This is a genomic window from Arthrobacter sp., assembly GCF_031179385.1.
Taxonomy (GTDB): domain Bacteria; phylum Actinomycetota; class Actinomycetes; order Actinomycetales; family Micrococcaceae; genus Arthrobacter_D.
In genome coordinates, this window is the sequence record NZ_JAPSHV010000004.1 from 46,730 (window position 1) to 59,700 (window position 12,971).

Annotated in this window: 11 protein-coding genes; 4 read left to right on the top strand and 7 right to left on the bottom strand. The window is 62.6% G+C overall.

Annotated features, from left to right (window positions below; genetic code table 11):
• The first annotated feature begins 4 nt into the window (after positions 1-4).
• Both sucC and sucD read left to right on the top strand, forming a co-directional pair.
• The gene (gene sucC, locus RIF85_RS01735; RefSeq protein ID WP_309070180.1) at positions 5-1,174 is read left to right on the top strand and encodes an ADP-forming succinate--CoA ligase subunit beta; all 1,170 of its coding nucleotides are present in this window, start codon (positions 5-7) and stop codon (positions 1,172-1,174) included.
• A gap of 31 nt (positions 1,175-1,205) precedes the next feature.
• Complete coding sequence (gene sucD / locus RIF85_RS01740) at positions 1,206-2,108, top strand: succinate--CoA ligase subunit alpha (RefSeq protein ID WP_309070181.1); 903 nt, start codon at positions 1,206-1,208, stop codon at positions 2,106-2,108.
• Positions 2,109-2,202: 94 nt separating this feature from the next.
• On the opposite strand, the gene RIF85_RS01745 is transcribed toward sucD, so the two are convergent.
• From RIF85_RS01745 to RIF85_RS01755, 3 genes are all read right to left on the bottom strand, one after another.
• Positions 2,203-2,391: a DUF1918 domain-containing protein gene (locus RIF85_RS01745; RefSeq protein WP_309070182.1), complete on the bottom strand. Its 189-nt coding sequence runs from the start codon at positions 2,389-2,391 to the stop codon at positions 2,203-2,205.
• 173 nt (positions 2,392-2,564) lie between these two features.
• Complete coding sequence (locus tag RIF85_RS01750) at positions 2,565-3,980, bottom strand: ferredoxin reductase (RefSeq protein ID WP_309070183.1); 1,416 nt, start codon at positions 3,978-3,980, stop codon at positions 2,565-2,567.
• Positions 3,977-5,281, bottom strand: a complete 1,305-nt coding sequence (locus tag RIF85_RS01755; RefSeq protein ID WP_309070184.1) for an aromatic ring-hydroxylating dioxygenase subunit alpha — start codon at positions 5,279-5,281, stop codon at positions 3,977-3,979. The genes RIF85_RS01750 and RIF85_RS01755 overlap by 4 nt, the downstream gene beginning before the upstream one ends.
• Positions 5,282-5,443: 162 nt before the next feature.
• Here RIF85_RS01755 and RIF85_RS01760 point away from each other — a divergent pair, with 162 nt between their 5' ends.
• The gene (locus RIF85_RS01760) at positions 5,444-6,376 is read left to right on the top strand and encodes a LysR family transcriptional regulator (RefSeq protein WP_309070185.1); all 933 of its coding nucleotides are present in this window, start codon (positions 5,444-5,446) and stop codon (positions 6,374-6,376) included.
• Positions 6,377-6,513: 137 nt separating this feature from the next.
• Here the strand turns inward: RIF85_RS01760 and RIF85_RS01765 are convergent, their stop codons facing one another.
• Entirely contained in the window at positions 6,514-8,547 is a 2,034-nt protein-coding gene (locus RIF85_RS01765) for a BCCT family transporter (RefSeq protein ID WP_309070186.1), read from the bottom strand.
• A gap of 379 nt (positions 8,548-8,926) precedes the next feature.
• On the opposite strand from RIF85_RS01765, the gene RIF85_RS01770 reads away from it, so the two are divergent.
• Positions 8,927-9,622 carry a GntR family transcriptional regulator gene (locus RIF85_RS01770; protein WP_309070187.1) on the top strand — a complete coding sequence of 232 codons (696 nt, stop codon included), beginning with the start codon at positions 8,927-8,929 and terminating at the stop codon, positions 9,620-9,622.
• Positions 9,623-9,648: 26 nt separating this feature from the next.
• Here RIF85_RS01770 and pabB read toward each other — a convergent pair whose 3' ends face one another.
• The 3 genes from pabB to RIF85_RS01785 are packed head-to-tail and all read right to left on the bottom strand — an operon-like array spanning position 9,649 to position 12,970.
• Positions 9,649-11,475: an aminodeoxychorismate synthase component I gene (gene pabB, locus RIF85_RS01775; protein WP_309070188.1), complete on the bottom strand. Its 1,827-nt coding sequence runs from the start codon at positions 11,473-11,475 to the stop codon at positions 9,649-9,651.
• Complete coding sequence (locus RIF85_RS01780; protein WP_309070189.1) at positions 11,472-12,347, bottom strand: tetrahydrofolate dehydrogenase/cyclohydrolase catalytic domain-containing protein; 876 nt, start codon at positions 12,345-12,347, stop codon at positions 11,472-11,474. Before RIF85_RS01780 ends, pabB begins: the two co-directional genes overlap by 4 nt.
• Entirely contained in the window at positions 12,344-12,970 is a 627-nt protein-coding gene (locus RIF85_RS01785) for a cyclodeaminase/cyclohydrolase family protein (RefSeq protein ID WP_309070190.1), read from the bottom strand. The genes RIF85_RS01780 and RIF85_RS01785 overlap by 4 nt, the downstream gene beginning before the upstream one ends.
• Position 12,971: the final 1 nt, after the last annotated feature.

The following is a 12,971-nucleotide window of genomic DNA, read 5'->3' on the forward strand; positions in this document are numbered from 1 at the left end:
ATAAGTGGACCTGTTTGAATATCAGGCGCGCGATCTATTCGAGGCTCACGGCGTCCCCGTGCTTGCCGGCATCGTGGCGCACACCCCGGAAGAAGCAAAAGCAGCAGCCGAGAAGATTGGCGGCGTTGTCGTCGTCAAGGCGCAGGTCAAGGTTGGCGGCCGCGGTAAGGCCGGCGGCGTCAAAGTAGCCAAGACGCCGGACGAAGCTTTCGAGCACGCGTCCGCAATCCTCGGCATGGATATCAAGGGCCACACAGTCCACAAGGTGATGATCGCCCAGGGCGCAGACATCGCTGAGGAGTACTACTTCTCCGTGCTGCTGGACCGGGCGAACCGCAACTACCTGGCCATGTGCTCCGTAGAGGGCGGCATGGAAATCGAGCAGCTCGCAGTTGAGCGTCCCGAAGCGCTGGCACGTATCGCCGTCGATCCCGCCGTCGGTATCGATCGCGCGAAGGCCGACGAGATCATCGAAGCCGCCGGATTCGCGCCGGAGCTCCGTGAGGGCGTAGCCAACACCATCCTGAAGCTGTGGGACGTCTTCACCAAGGAAGACGCCACCCTGGTCGAGGTGAACCCGCTGGTGAAGACCGGTGCCGGTGAAATCCTCGCGCTGGACGGCAAGGTCACCCTCGATGAGAACGCTGACTTCCGCCAGAAGGGCCACGCCGAGCTCGAGGACAAGGACTCCACGGATCCACTGGAGGCCAAGGCCAAGGAAAACGACCTCAACTACGTCAAGCTTGACGGTCAGGTCGGCATCATCGGCAACGGCGCTGGGCTCGTCATGTCCACGCTCGACGTCGTTGCCTACGCAGGCGAGAAGCACGGCAACGTGAAGCCCGCGAACTTCCTCGACATCGGTGGTGGAGCCTCTGCCGAGGTCATGGCCGCAGGCCTGGACGTCATCCTCAACGACGAGCAGGTCAAGAGCGTCTTCGTGAACGTCTTCGGTGGCATCACCGCCTGTGACGCGGTGGCCAACGGCATCGTGAAGGCGCTGGAGATCCTTGGCGACAAGGAAAACAAGCCCCTCGTGGTGCGCCTGGACGGCAACAACGTCGAAGAGGGTCGCCGCATCCTCGCCGAGGCCAACCACCCGATGGTCACCCTCGCCGACACCATGGACGAAGGCGCCGACAAGGCTGCCGAGCTGGCTTACGCCGCTCGCTGACCGGTCGCGACTCCAGGACTAAGGAACACATATGTCTATCTTTTTGAACAAAGACTCCAAGGTGATCGTCCAGGGCATCACCGGCGGCGAGGGAACCAAGCACACTGCGTTGATGCTCAAGGCCGGAACCCAGGTCGTCGGCGGCGTGAACGCACGCAAGGCCGGTACCACTGTCACCCACGGTGACGTGACCCTGCCTGTTTTCGGCACGGTGAAGGAAGCCATCGCCGAAACCGGTGCTGACGTTTCCATCGTTTTCGTCCCGCCGGCGTTCACCAAAGACGCCGTCGTTGAAGCCATCGACGCCGGAATCGGCCTCGTCGTCATCATCACCGAGGGCGTGCCCGTGCAGGACTCCGCAGAGTTCTGGGCGCTGGCGAAGTCCCGCGTGGATGAGAACGGCAAGCAGATCACCCGCCTCATCGGGCCGAACTGCCCCGGCATCATCACCCCCGAGGAATCGTTGGTCGGCATCACCCCGGCCAACATCACGGGCAAGGGAGGTGTAGGCCTCGTCTCGAAGTCCGGCACGCTGACCTACCAGATGATGTACGAGCTGCGGGATCTCGGCTTCTCCACCGCCATCGGCATCGGCGGCGACCCGGTCATCGGCACCACCCACATCGACGCGCTCGAGGCGTTTGAAGCCGACCCCGAGACCAAGGCGATCGTCATGATCGGCGAGATCGGCGGCGACGCTGAGGAGCGCGCGGCCGAGTTCATCAAGGCCAACGTGACCAAGCCGGTTGTCGGCTACGTTGCAGGCTTCACCGCGCCCGAGGGCAAGACCATGGGCCACGCAGGCGCCATCGTGTCCGGTTCCGCCGGCACCGCACAGGCGAAGAAGGAGGCCCTCGAGGCCGCCGGCGTCAAGGTGGGGAAGACCCCGTCCGAGACAGCCCGCCTGCTGCGTGAAGTTTACGCAGCGCTCTAGGGTTCACCCCTGGCAAACCAGTACGACGGCGGCCGTTACCTTTCCAGCGAAAGGTCACGGCCGCCGTCGTTGTTGGGTTTGTTGCCGCTGCCGGTCATGCGCCGGTGGTGCGGATTTCCGCTCCGGGACCGGGAAACACCAGACCCTCCGAGCCGTTGGACCAGCGGACCAGGTACGGCGGTGCGCCGCCCTCGCCGCGGGTCTCCAGCACTTCACCCTCGCGTTCCGCGTCGTCCACGTGAGCTCCGTGAACAAGGATGCGATCGCCGACTGATGCTTTCATACGCCACCCTCCTCCAAGCGTGCCGACACCCTTAGTATCCGCCTCACCCGGTGGTGCTGTCTGCCCCTGGTACAAGGGAGTCCGGCCCCAGGAGCAGGGGAGATTCTTCCAAGAGTGGGATGACTGGCGCGGATGGTTTTCAACGATTTTCGCAACCGGAGCGGTGGAAACCGCTATGCATCGATCACCATATCGGTCCGCGCGGTGGAGCAACAGGGCAGGAACTTGCCTGCATCGATTTCCCGCGCCCGGATCCCGCCCTGGTGGTTCATCTCTATCTCTCCGGAGAGCTTGACGACCTTGCAGGAGCCGCACATGCCTTCCTTGCAGTTCGCACCGATCCTTACCCCCGCCCGCTGGGCCACCTCAAGGATGTGTTGGTCGGGGTCAACGCGTACATTGACGCCGGTGCGAATGAAGGACAGAGTGAGGCTTCCCGCTCCGACCGTGTCGAAGCTCGAGGTGTCGGGGGACCCGGGTTCCGGCGCCACGTCGGAAGCGCCGGTTGTGGCTTCCGGGCCGGCTGCATCCGGGTCAATGGTTTCCAGCGGCAGCCCCGTGGCCTCCAGGGGTCCATCAGCGTCATAGCCGGGCTCGTAGAGTCCGAAGGCGGCGGGCTGGCTCTCATAGTAGTCCTCGGCGGAATCGGCGATCTCCTCGGCGATTTCCTCCGCAATGTCGACTGCGAACGCGAGCTCCGCCTGGTACTCAAGAATCGTCTGGCGGTCCCCGGAGAAGAATTCCATGTGGATGGAGGTGTCATCCACGCCCACCTTCTTGAGGAGTTCGGTGGCGGTGTTCAGGTAACCTTCGGGGCCGCAGGCATAAACCTGGCGACCGTTGGCGTCGGGGGCAACCTCCTCAAGCATGGCCGCCGTCAGCCTTCCGGTGAGCCCTTCCCACCCCTCGGGCATGCTGCGGTCGCCCAGGGAGTAGAAAACCTTGATCCGCGAGTCGACGGAGGCGATGTAGGCCAACTCCAGGTGGAAGGCAAAGCCTCCGGCCGCGGCTCCGTGGTAGAGCACCACAACATCGGCCTGCCCGGGCAGCGAGTGAATGGTCCGCACCATCGACATGATGGGGGTGATGCCTGCACCGGCGGCCAGCAGGAGAAACCGTGCCCGGCGGTCGGCGTCGGGCAGGTGGAATGCCCCGACCGGTCCGAGCATCTCAAGGACCATGCCGGGCTTGACGTTCTCGTGCACCCACGGTGAGACCTGTCCAGCGGGATCACGTTTGACCGTGATGTCGAACGTCCACGGCCGCGTGGGCGAGCTGGACAGGGAGTAGCTGCGGTCCACCGGATCCTGGTCCTCGCCGTTCACGGGAAAGGCAACGTTCACGTACTGTCCCGCACGGAACGCCAGCGGCGCACCATCGCAGCGGCGGAACACGAAGGTCCTCATGCCACCCACCTCGGGAACGATCTCGACACACTCCGCCATGAACTCCTGCGGATGCCAGGGGCCCAACGCGTGGGCGGCACGGGCAGGTCCCTCGGTGCTGCCCAGCACCCTGTTCCACGGCATCTCAAGACCGCGAATGCGCTGTGGCTCCTGGATTGCCGCCTGCGTGAGGATTTCAATCATGCCAAGTGCTCCTGCACCCGCTGCACGTACCAGTTGATGAACGCCTCCACCTGGTATTCGCTCTTCATGTACGGGCCGGGCTCATAGGCGGGGCTGCCGGCGCCCCTCTGGCACAGCTCCACGAACGCCTTGTCCTGGAGGTTCGTCTGCTTCCAGGTGTATGTGAGTTTCTCGAGATCGTAGTCGACGCCTTCCTCGGCGTCGTCGGCCACCAGCCAGGTGGTGCGCACCAGTGTCTGGTGTTCGTTGACGGGGAAGACGCCGAACGTAATGACGTGGTCGCCCTGGAAATGGAACCAGCTGTTGGGCTGCAGGTGCATCGAGCACCGGCCAAGGCGGAAGTCCCGCAAGTCACCGAGCAACTTTTTGGAGAGCCTGCGCCCATCAGGGGAGAACGATTCGCCTTCACCGTCGAGCGATTCCCGTGAGATGCGGATTCCCGCTACGCGCGTGTCAAGTTCCTCGACGACCTCGTAGGGGAGGCCATAGCGGCGGCAACGCTCTTCGAGCGAGGACTGCGCTTCCTTGTTGCGGTCCCACACTTCCTCGAGATGGGCCGGGATGAGGCCTTCTGTCAGGCCCCAGGTGGGGAAGAGGGAGCAGGCTAGCTCCGGGTGGCCGTCGCAGTGGTAGCACTCACGGTTGTTCTCCATGACGAGCTTCCAGTTGCCCTCTTCGATGATGTTCTGCTGATAGGCGATTTTCGTCTTCGACAGATCGTGGGGCGCGAGGTAAGGCTCGAAGATCTTGGACGTCTCGTCAAAATCTGCCGGCGGTTCGTCCGCAATGCAGACAAAGATCAATCCGGCTACCATGCGGCTGTGGGCACGCTTGAGACCGAAACAGCCCTTGTCGAACTTCGTTTCCCCGGGTGCCGAGGCGTGAATCAGATTGCCGTCGGGCGAGTAGGTCCAGGAATGGTAGCCGCACACCAGGTTGCCTGTGGTCCCCGCGGGCTCGGTCAGGACGCGGGCGCCGCGGTGGCGGCACACGTTGTGCAGGACGTTCACCCCGCCGTCGTCATTGTGCAGAACGATCAGGGAATACGGGCCGTAGTCGACGGTGACGTAGTCGCCCGGTTCCGGCAGTTCAGCGATGCTGGCGGCAAAAATCCAGTGCTGGCCAAAGATGGCCTGCATGTCGATGCTGAAAATAGTGGGATCGGTGTAGAAGGGGGCATCGAGTGAGTACCCCTGGCGCCTGAAGGCGAACAACTCGGAGATTTCCGCCAACTGCTCGGCAGGCAGTGATGAGGCAAGTTTTCCGCGTGAATTCAGGGGCACGTTCACTGGAGCAGACATGTATTTCCTCCCGGGAGGGGCGGGCAAGTGGGGGATTCGTGGAAACCATGGGCCGTTTAGCACAACCGGGGCGTTTGCAGAATCGTTATAGGTATGAGATTAGACACGATCCCCCTGCGATAAAAGCGCAGACTTTGGCAGGTAACGGTGCACAATTAGTGCATGATCGATTCGCGACTCATCACCCTTCGGGTGTTCGCCCGGTGCGGCACCGTTGGCGCGACCGCAGAGCTCACTGGTTACTCTCCCTCCGCCGTCTCCGCCCAATTGAGAGAGCTCCAGCGCGCTCTTGGAATGCAGCTACTGACGAAGGACGGACGGGGTGTGCGGCTGACCGCCACTGGCCGTCATCTCGTGGCCGGCTCCGACAGTCTCGTTGCGGCATGGGAGAGCCTGCGCGCCGCGGCCCTGGAAGCCGGTGACCAGGTCCAATCCCACCTGGGTCTCGGCGGATTCTCCACGGCGGCCGCGCGGTTACTCGCACCGCTGGCCGCTACGCTGCGCTCAACACGCCCCTTATTGGAGGTGCAGGTGCTTGAGGCCAATCCGTCCCGCTGCTTCGACCTGTTGGTTGCGGAGCGAATCGACCTCGCGGTTATCGTCGCAATGCAGTCCGACACCCATGTGGAGGACGATCCGCGCTTCGAGCAGACCGCACTGCTTGACGATCCCCTGGATGTGATCGTGCCCTCTGACCATCGGTTAGCGTCGCGGGAAACGGTGACGCTCGAAGAGCTGGCGTCGGAACCCTGGATCACGGAGGCTGCCGGTTCCACCTACCATTCCCTCTTCACCGCGGCGTTCACGGCAGTTGGTGTGACGCCGCGCATCGCCCACGAGGCGGTTGAATGGGAAACGCAGATTGCCTTCGTTGGTGCCGGGCTCGGCGTGGGGCTCCTGCCGCGGCTGGCACCCCTGCACAGTGCCGAAAACGTCGTTCGATTGCGTATTACCGGAAAGGGCAGCCCCGCCCGCCGCATTGTCGCTGCAGTGCGCAAGGGCAGCATCACCTCGCCCCTGATTCAGGAGTCGCTCGGCATCCTCCAGGTCAACGCCAATCGGATCGTCACCGCCCGGCCCGAGGACGATCTCTGAGGCTTGATGCACACAAGCCCGCGTGGCTAGGACAAGCGCAGCATTCTTCTTCGTAGGTGTTTTTTCCGTACAGACATGCCTCGGCGGCACGGGCCGGAGAGCCGCGTGCCGCCGAAGTGAGCTGCTACCACGGGTCGCTATTCGCGGTCATTAACCGCCTGGCTACGGATGCGGGGCTCGACTGTCGGAATGCTCCCTGTCGGACTCGCTCCCAGGCAGTCTGGATCCGGGCACTTCTCGGCGCAGTCGTGCTTTGTCACGAGGTCGAACTGCACGCCACCGTGTTGTTCCACGCCGGTACGTATGGCCCGCTCTACTACGGATGTGGCCAGACGACGCCGCAAGGACAGGGGATCGCGACGCAGGTCCTTGGTGAGGGCGAAGCAGAGCAACATCATGACAATGACGAACGGTAGGGCTGCCACGATGGTGATTCGTTGCAGGCCACTCAAGGCTTCCGAAGGTTCATCGCCGCCGGCCAGCAACATGACCGCCGCCACTGCGCCGGTGAGGCAGCCCCAGAAGATGACCACTCCGCGGCGGGGTTGCTCGGCGCCGTTGGAGCTGAGCGATCCCATCACGATTGAGGCAGCGTCGGCGCCCGTGATGAAGAAGATAGCGACCAGGACCATGGCCAGCACAATAACGGCAGTGGTAGCCCAGTCAGGCATGCTCAGGTTCTTGACCAGGTCGAAGAGTGCTCCGTCGAAATTGACGGTCGGTGCCCCGTCGACCATGGTGACTAGGCCGGGGGCATTCGCCTCGTCGGCTTCCTGCTGGACGTGGAAGGCGGCGCCGCCGAAGGTGGCAAACCAGATGACGCTGACGACGCTGGGAACCAAGAGCACACCGGTAACAAATTGGCGAATGGTGCGGCCGCGGCTGATGCGGGCGATGAAAAGTCCTACGAACGGCGTCCAGGAGATCCACCAGGCCCAGTAAAAGATTGTCCAGCTGGTCATCCAGGTACGCAGGGACTCGTCACCGACCGCTTCAGTCCGGGAAGACATCTCGGCCAGGTCGCGGGCGTAGTCGCCGACCGCTGATGGGATGAGGTTGAGGATGAAAAGGGTCGGTCCGGCGATGAAGACGATCAGTGCGAGGACGACGGCGAGGACCATATTGATGTTCGAAAGCCACTGGATGCCGCGACTGATGCCAGAGACGGCCGAAGCCACGAAGCACAAGGTAAGGATGGTGACAATCACCACGAGCACGGGGGTGCCAATCTCGCCCAGCCAACCGTTGGATGTCATGCCGCTGCCAATCTGCAGAGCGCCCAGACCCAACGATGCAGCGGTGCCGAACAAGGTGGCGAAAATAGCCAGGATGTTGATGAATTTCCCGATTGGACCTTCGACCGTCCTGATGCCGAAGATCGACGTGAAGGCGACGGAGATGAGTTGCCTGCGACCCAAGCGGTACGTGCCGTAGGCCATAGCGATGCCGACAACTGCATACATGGCCCAGGGGTGGAGCGTCCAGTGGAAGATCGAGGTGGCCATAGCGGTCTGGACGGCCTCGGGGGTCCGTCCGTCCACGGTGCCGGGCGGCGGAGAGATGTAATGGTAAAGCGGTTCGGCTACTCCGTAAAACATCAGCCCGATGCCCATGCCGGCGGCAAACATCATCGCGACCCATGAGACCGTACGGAATTCGGGTTTTTCACCATCTTTGCCGAGCGGGATATTGCCGAACTTGCCCAGGGCCAACCACAGGACGAAGATTACGAAGAGCGATGCCAGGAGCATGAACAGCCATCCTGTGTACTCCATGACCCAGTTGAGGGCCCCTGTGGATGTATCGGCCAGACTGTCGCGTCCCGCAAAGCCCCAGATAACGAAGGCAATGGCAATGACGCCTGTGATCCCGAACGTGATCTTGTCGAGAATGAGCTTATGGTTCCGACGATCCGCAACGGCTCGCTCGGTCTTGGCGTGACGTAGCTCTTCGAGAATTTCCTGGTACTCGTCGTCCGTCGAAGGCGCAGTGCCTCCTTCCTCCGGGCCAAGGGCGACGGGATTACTGTCTGCTTCGTCGGAGACAGTTATGACTGTTTTGTTCGCCTCCCCACTGTCAGGTCCTTCGTTGCGCGGAGGCCCTGCTGCTACCCCGTTGTTAGCAGGCAAGTCCTCGGGCGTATGGGGTTTCAGGTCACTATCAAAAGCCATGAGCGGGTCCTTTGCTCGGTGAGGCATGGGCCTGCGGTGAAAGCAGACCCTCGGGAGACGGACCGGGCGGTAGGTTGGTGGCCTCGTCCGATTCTGTGATCATCGTGCTGCCGTCGACGTCTCGTGCCGGAACACGAAACGGTTTGATATCTTATAGATATATCAGCAAATGATATGGCAGGACCGGGGCCATGTCCAGACTTTTCCTTAATGGCAGCCATGTGTCCAAGCGTTTCGTCCGGCCGCGGACAGCGGATTCCCCGCAGCGGCGCCTGAAGGGATCGCCACGGCGCCGTCCAGATATATCAGTCATGGGCATACCATGTACGCAAAGGGCCTTGCGTCAAGGTTCACCGTAGTGCGGGAGGAGACTTCGAGGATGGCAAACGTTGGCGAATTAGCAGTGGGGGGAGAAGATTCGTACGTGCAGACGAGGCATGACAATGAATCGTTCGCCGACTACGCCTACCGGATTCTCTGCGACGAATTGATCGTGCTCGACATCAAACCGGGAGAACCTCTCAACGATGAGGTCATCTCAAGGCGCCTGGGTGTAGGGCGGACGCCGATCCGCGAGGCGATGAAACGGCTTGAGAGCGACCACCTGGTGGTCGCTTATCCGCGCCGGGGCACATTTGCAGCGGGCGTGGATATCACTGATCTCGCCGAGATATCCGAAATCCGCCAGCTGCTGGAGCCTGCAGCAGCATCGCGGGCGGCGCGCATGGCGTCGCCGCAGCTCAGGCAGGAATTGAAGGAATTCGCGCAGGAGGTGGCGCGCCGTCTGCCGGAAATGCAGTCCCAGAAGGAGTTGATGCGGCTGGATATGCGGGTGCACCGGATGATCTACAGGGCCACGGGAAGCCGCCACCTCGAGGACGTCCTCATCCGGTACGACAACCTTGCGACGAGAATCTGGAGCCTGGTGTTGGAGAAGCTTCCGCCGGTGTCCGAGCATATCGCTCAGCACATCAAACTGCTCGAATGTATCGCCGAAGGGGATTCCGAATCCGCAGTCCGACTGACAACCCAGCACGTCAGCGATTTCGAGGAGCTGATCAGGGCTGTCCTGTAACGCCCGAGGAAGGAAACAGCGTCAGCTCAGCTGGGGAAGCCGGTCCTGAGAACGCCGAGGATGGCCCTGGCTTTCGTATGGATTTCTGCAAGTTCCTCCTCGGGATGGGAGTCGGCTGTGATCGCTCCACCGATTCCCACAGAAAGCCGCTGAACGCCGGCGGCGGACTTATGAAACACGGCACTGCGGATCGTGACGGATAAATCTGCTGCGCCGTTGGGTGAGAAATAGCCGACCACACCTGAATATGGGCCGCGCGGTTCGGATTCAAGTCTGTCGAGAATATCCATGCTGCTGATCTTGGGAGCACCTGTCATGGATCCCGGCGGATACGCGGCTGCCACAACAGCCGCCCTTGAGCGTCCGGGCGCGATGGTGGCCTCGACGGTGCTGACCAATTGGTGCACTGTCGCATACGTCTCCAGTTCGCAAAGCCGTGTGACGGATACTGTTCCCGGTAGGGCATGGCGGGACAGGTCGTTTCGCATCAGGTCGACAATCATGATGTTCTCGGCCCGGTCTTTGACGGAAGTCATCAGGTCATGCTTCAGATGCCTGTCGACCGTCGGTGACGGGTCACGCCGTCGTGTTCCCTTGATGGGTTCGGCACGCACCCGACCGTCTGCGGTGATGCTGAGGAACCGCTCCGGTGAGGAGCTTGCGATGGTGACCGGTCCCAGCTGTATGTAGCTTGCGAACGGGGCAGGGCTGGCCCGGCGGAGCTTCCGGTAGAACTCCCACGGATCGAGACTTGCGTGGGCGTCGCTGGATAACTGCGTCGTAAGGCAGACCTCGTAGGAGTTCCCCCGCCTGATCTCCTCCTGGGATGCAGTGATCTTCTGAAGGTATGACTCGCCGGAATCAGCTGCGCTGAACTGCACGGACGGCAAGCCGCTAGTGAGGGGCGCCGGGACGTGAGGCAAGCGTTGGATACGCCGGGCAGCATCTTCACACCACCGCTGGCCTTCCCGCCCGCTTTCCGTCAGCAGGTATATGCGTCGTGTCTGATGGTCAAAAACCACAGCACGGCTGCACCGAATCAGGGAAGCATCCGGCAGCGATGACTGCACGGTGTTGCCGCCACATTCGCGTTTGAGTTCATAACCGAGATACCCGAGCCAGCCAAGGGCGAACCCCAGCCCGGGGGGAAGCTCGGGAGTCCGGGCCGCCCTAGTGCGGCCCCATATTCTGTCCAGCCAGGCAAAGAAGGGGCCGCGCACCCGGGTGACGATGAGATTCGACTCCACAGTGGTCACGCCGTTTTCATGGTGTGCCCGCATCCCGTGCCGGCCGGAATCGTCAGCCATGATGCTGAACCGGTTTCGTCCTTCCACAGCATCCGCCGCCGCACGGTTCGAGCTGTCCAGCCAGACCCGGTGACCGGACTGCCCGTACAACTCCTGGAAGACAGCTTCCGGGTCCGGGTAGTCCAGCAGCTCCACATGCTGGAGGCCGGGTGCGGGTAGGGGCGTCCCCAGACCGCCGATCGCATCCAGGGTGGGCAGTGAGGCCATGGCTTCGGCGGTTCGCAGCGGCGCATCCGGGTGCAGAGGATCCACGACCGTGATGTCAGCATCTGCACCAACATCAACCGGTGCGGCTCTGTCAGTTCCGAGGAGTATCTGCAGCGCCGGGCGCCGGCCTTCAACGGGGGCCGGGGACTCAAAGACAATGTCCGGGCACTCACCCAACGCGTGCACCCCGGTGTGGTTCTCAAGCGTCCGCACCCTGTAGGAGTAATCCAGCGCCTTCCTCAGGGCGGTAACAAACGCCTGCCCTTCGGGCGTATCCGCCCCGTGGACGGAGACGACGACGGGTTCAACCGGATCACAGTTGTGCCCGCTGTGGATCACCCGACAGCTTCCCGGACCAGAGCGGTTGACTGCTCCCGCGCGGCTTCGATGGTGTGCAGGAGAAGCAGGGAGGTAGTGACTGAACCGACGCCACCTGGAACCGGGGTCAGAGCCGCGGCAGTATCGCGCACGCTGGCATCATCGACGTCCCCCACGAGAGAGCCGTCGGCAAGCACATTTGTGCCGACGTCGATCACTACCGCATCGTTGGAGATGTGGCTGCCGGTCAGCAGGCCGGCACGGCCTGCCGCGACAACCACGACGTCGGCCGACCTTGTGTATTTCTCCAGCGGCCCCGACCGGGAATGGCAGACCGTGACCGCAGCATCGCGCTGCAGCAACAGCAGCGACAGCGGCTTTCCAACCACCGCGGAACGGCCGACGACGACGACGTTCCGTCCCGCGACGGGGATGTCGAAGTGGTCAAGAAGCTCCACCACTGCGCGCGCTGTCGCGGGAGCGAACGAACGATGGCCCACAGCCAGACGCCCAAGGCTCAGGGGATTCGCTCCGTCGATGTCCTTCTCGGGGGCAATATGGCCAACCAGTTCCTCGGTCCGGACGCCGGCAGGCAGAGGTGTCTGGAGGATGATGCCGTGTACCGACGCTGTTGCGCTGAGGTCCCTCAATACGGAGGCGACAACGGGCCCGGTGGCATCACGACCGAGGTCCACGATCCGGCAGTTGATTCCCGCACTTTCCGCGGCCCTTTTGATGGACCGCACGTACCAGTGCGTGGAACTGTCGTCGGTGGCCACCACTACTGCCAGCGTGGGGCGCACCCCGTCAGCCTCAAGCTTCCTCGCTTGTTCCTCAACCTCCTGCCGGATCAGCCCCGCGAGTGCTTTGCCGGTGAGAAGTGCGGCGCTCAACTGAGGATCCTTCCGCGTACGCGCTCCACGAGGGAGTCGGCCGCCAGGATGACTTTCTCCTCGAGCCCGTCAGTCTGCTCAGCCAACTGAGAACGGGTAGCGGGATCTTTGACTGCCACCACATTGATGTCTATGTTGACGCGTGCGGTGGTTGCGGCCGCGCGGGCTGCATCTGCGGCTGCGGCAATGTCGCTGATGACACTGGCATTAGCCACTTCAAACAGCTCGGATCCGAGATCCACGATGGCACCGGCAAGCCCGACGAGCTGCGCGGGGACTTCAGCGGCCGAGATGAGAGCCTCCTGGATGCGCGCCGTCCGTGCCGCTTTGAGCTCGTCCGTCCCGGAAGGAAGTCTGTATGAATCGATGACGCCCTGGAACGCTTGCTGATCCGCGTCCGATAGGCGCAGCGCCTGCGCCACCAGCTCATCAGCGGCACTGATGATTCTGTTCACGAGTTCGGCATGCTGTTCGTATTTTCCGCCGGTGGTGTATCTGGCGACCATTGCAACCAGAGCCGCCGCCTGGGCGGCATGAAGGGCCGCGGCGGCCCCGCCCCCGGGCGTGGGTTCGCGTGAGGCAAGCCGGGTGAGGTAGTCGTCGATTGTTTCTGAGCTGATCATG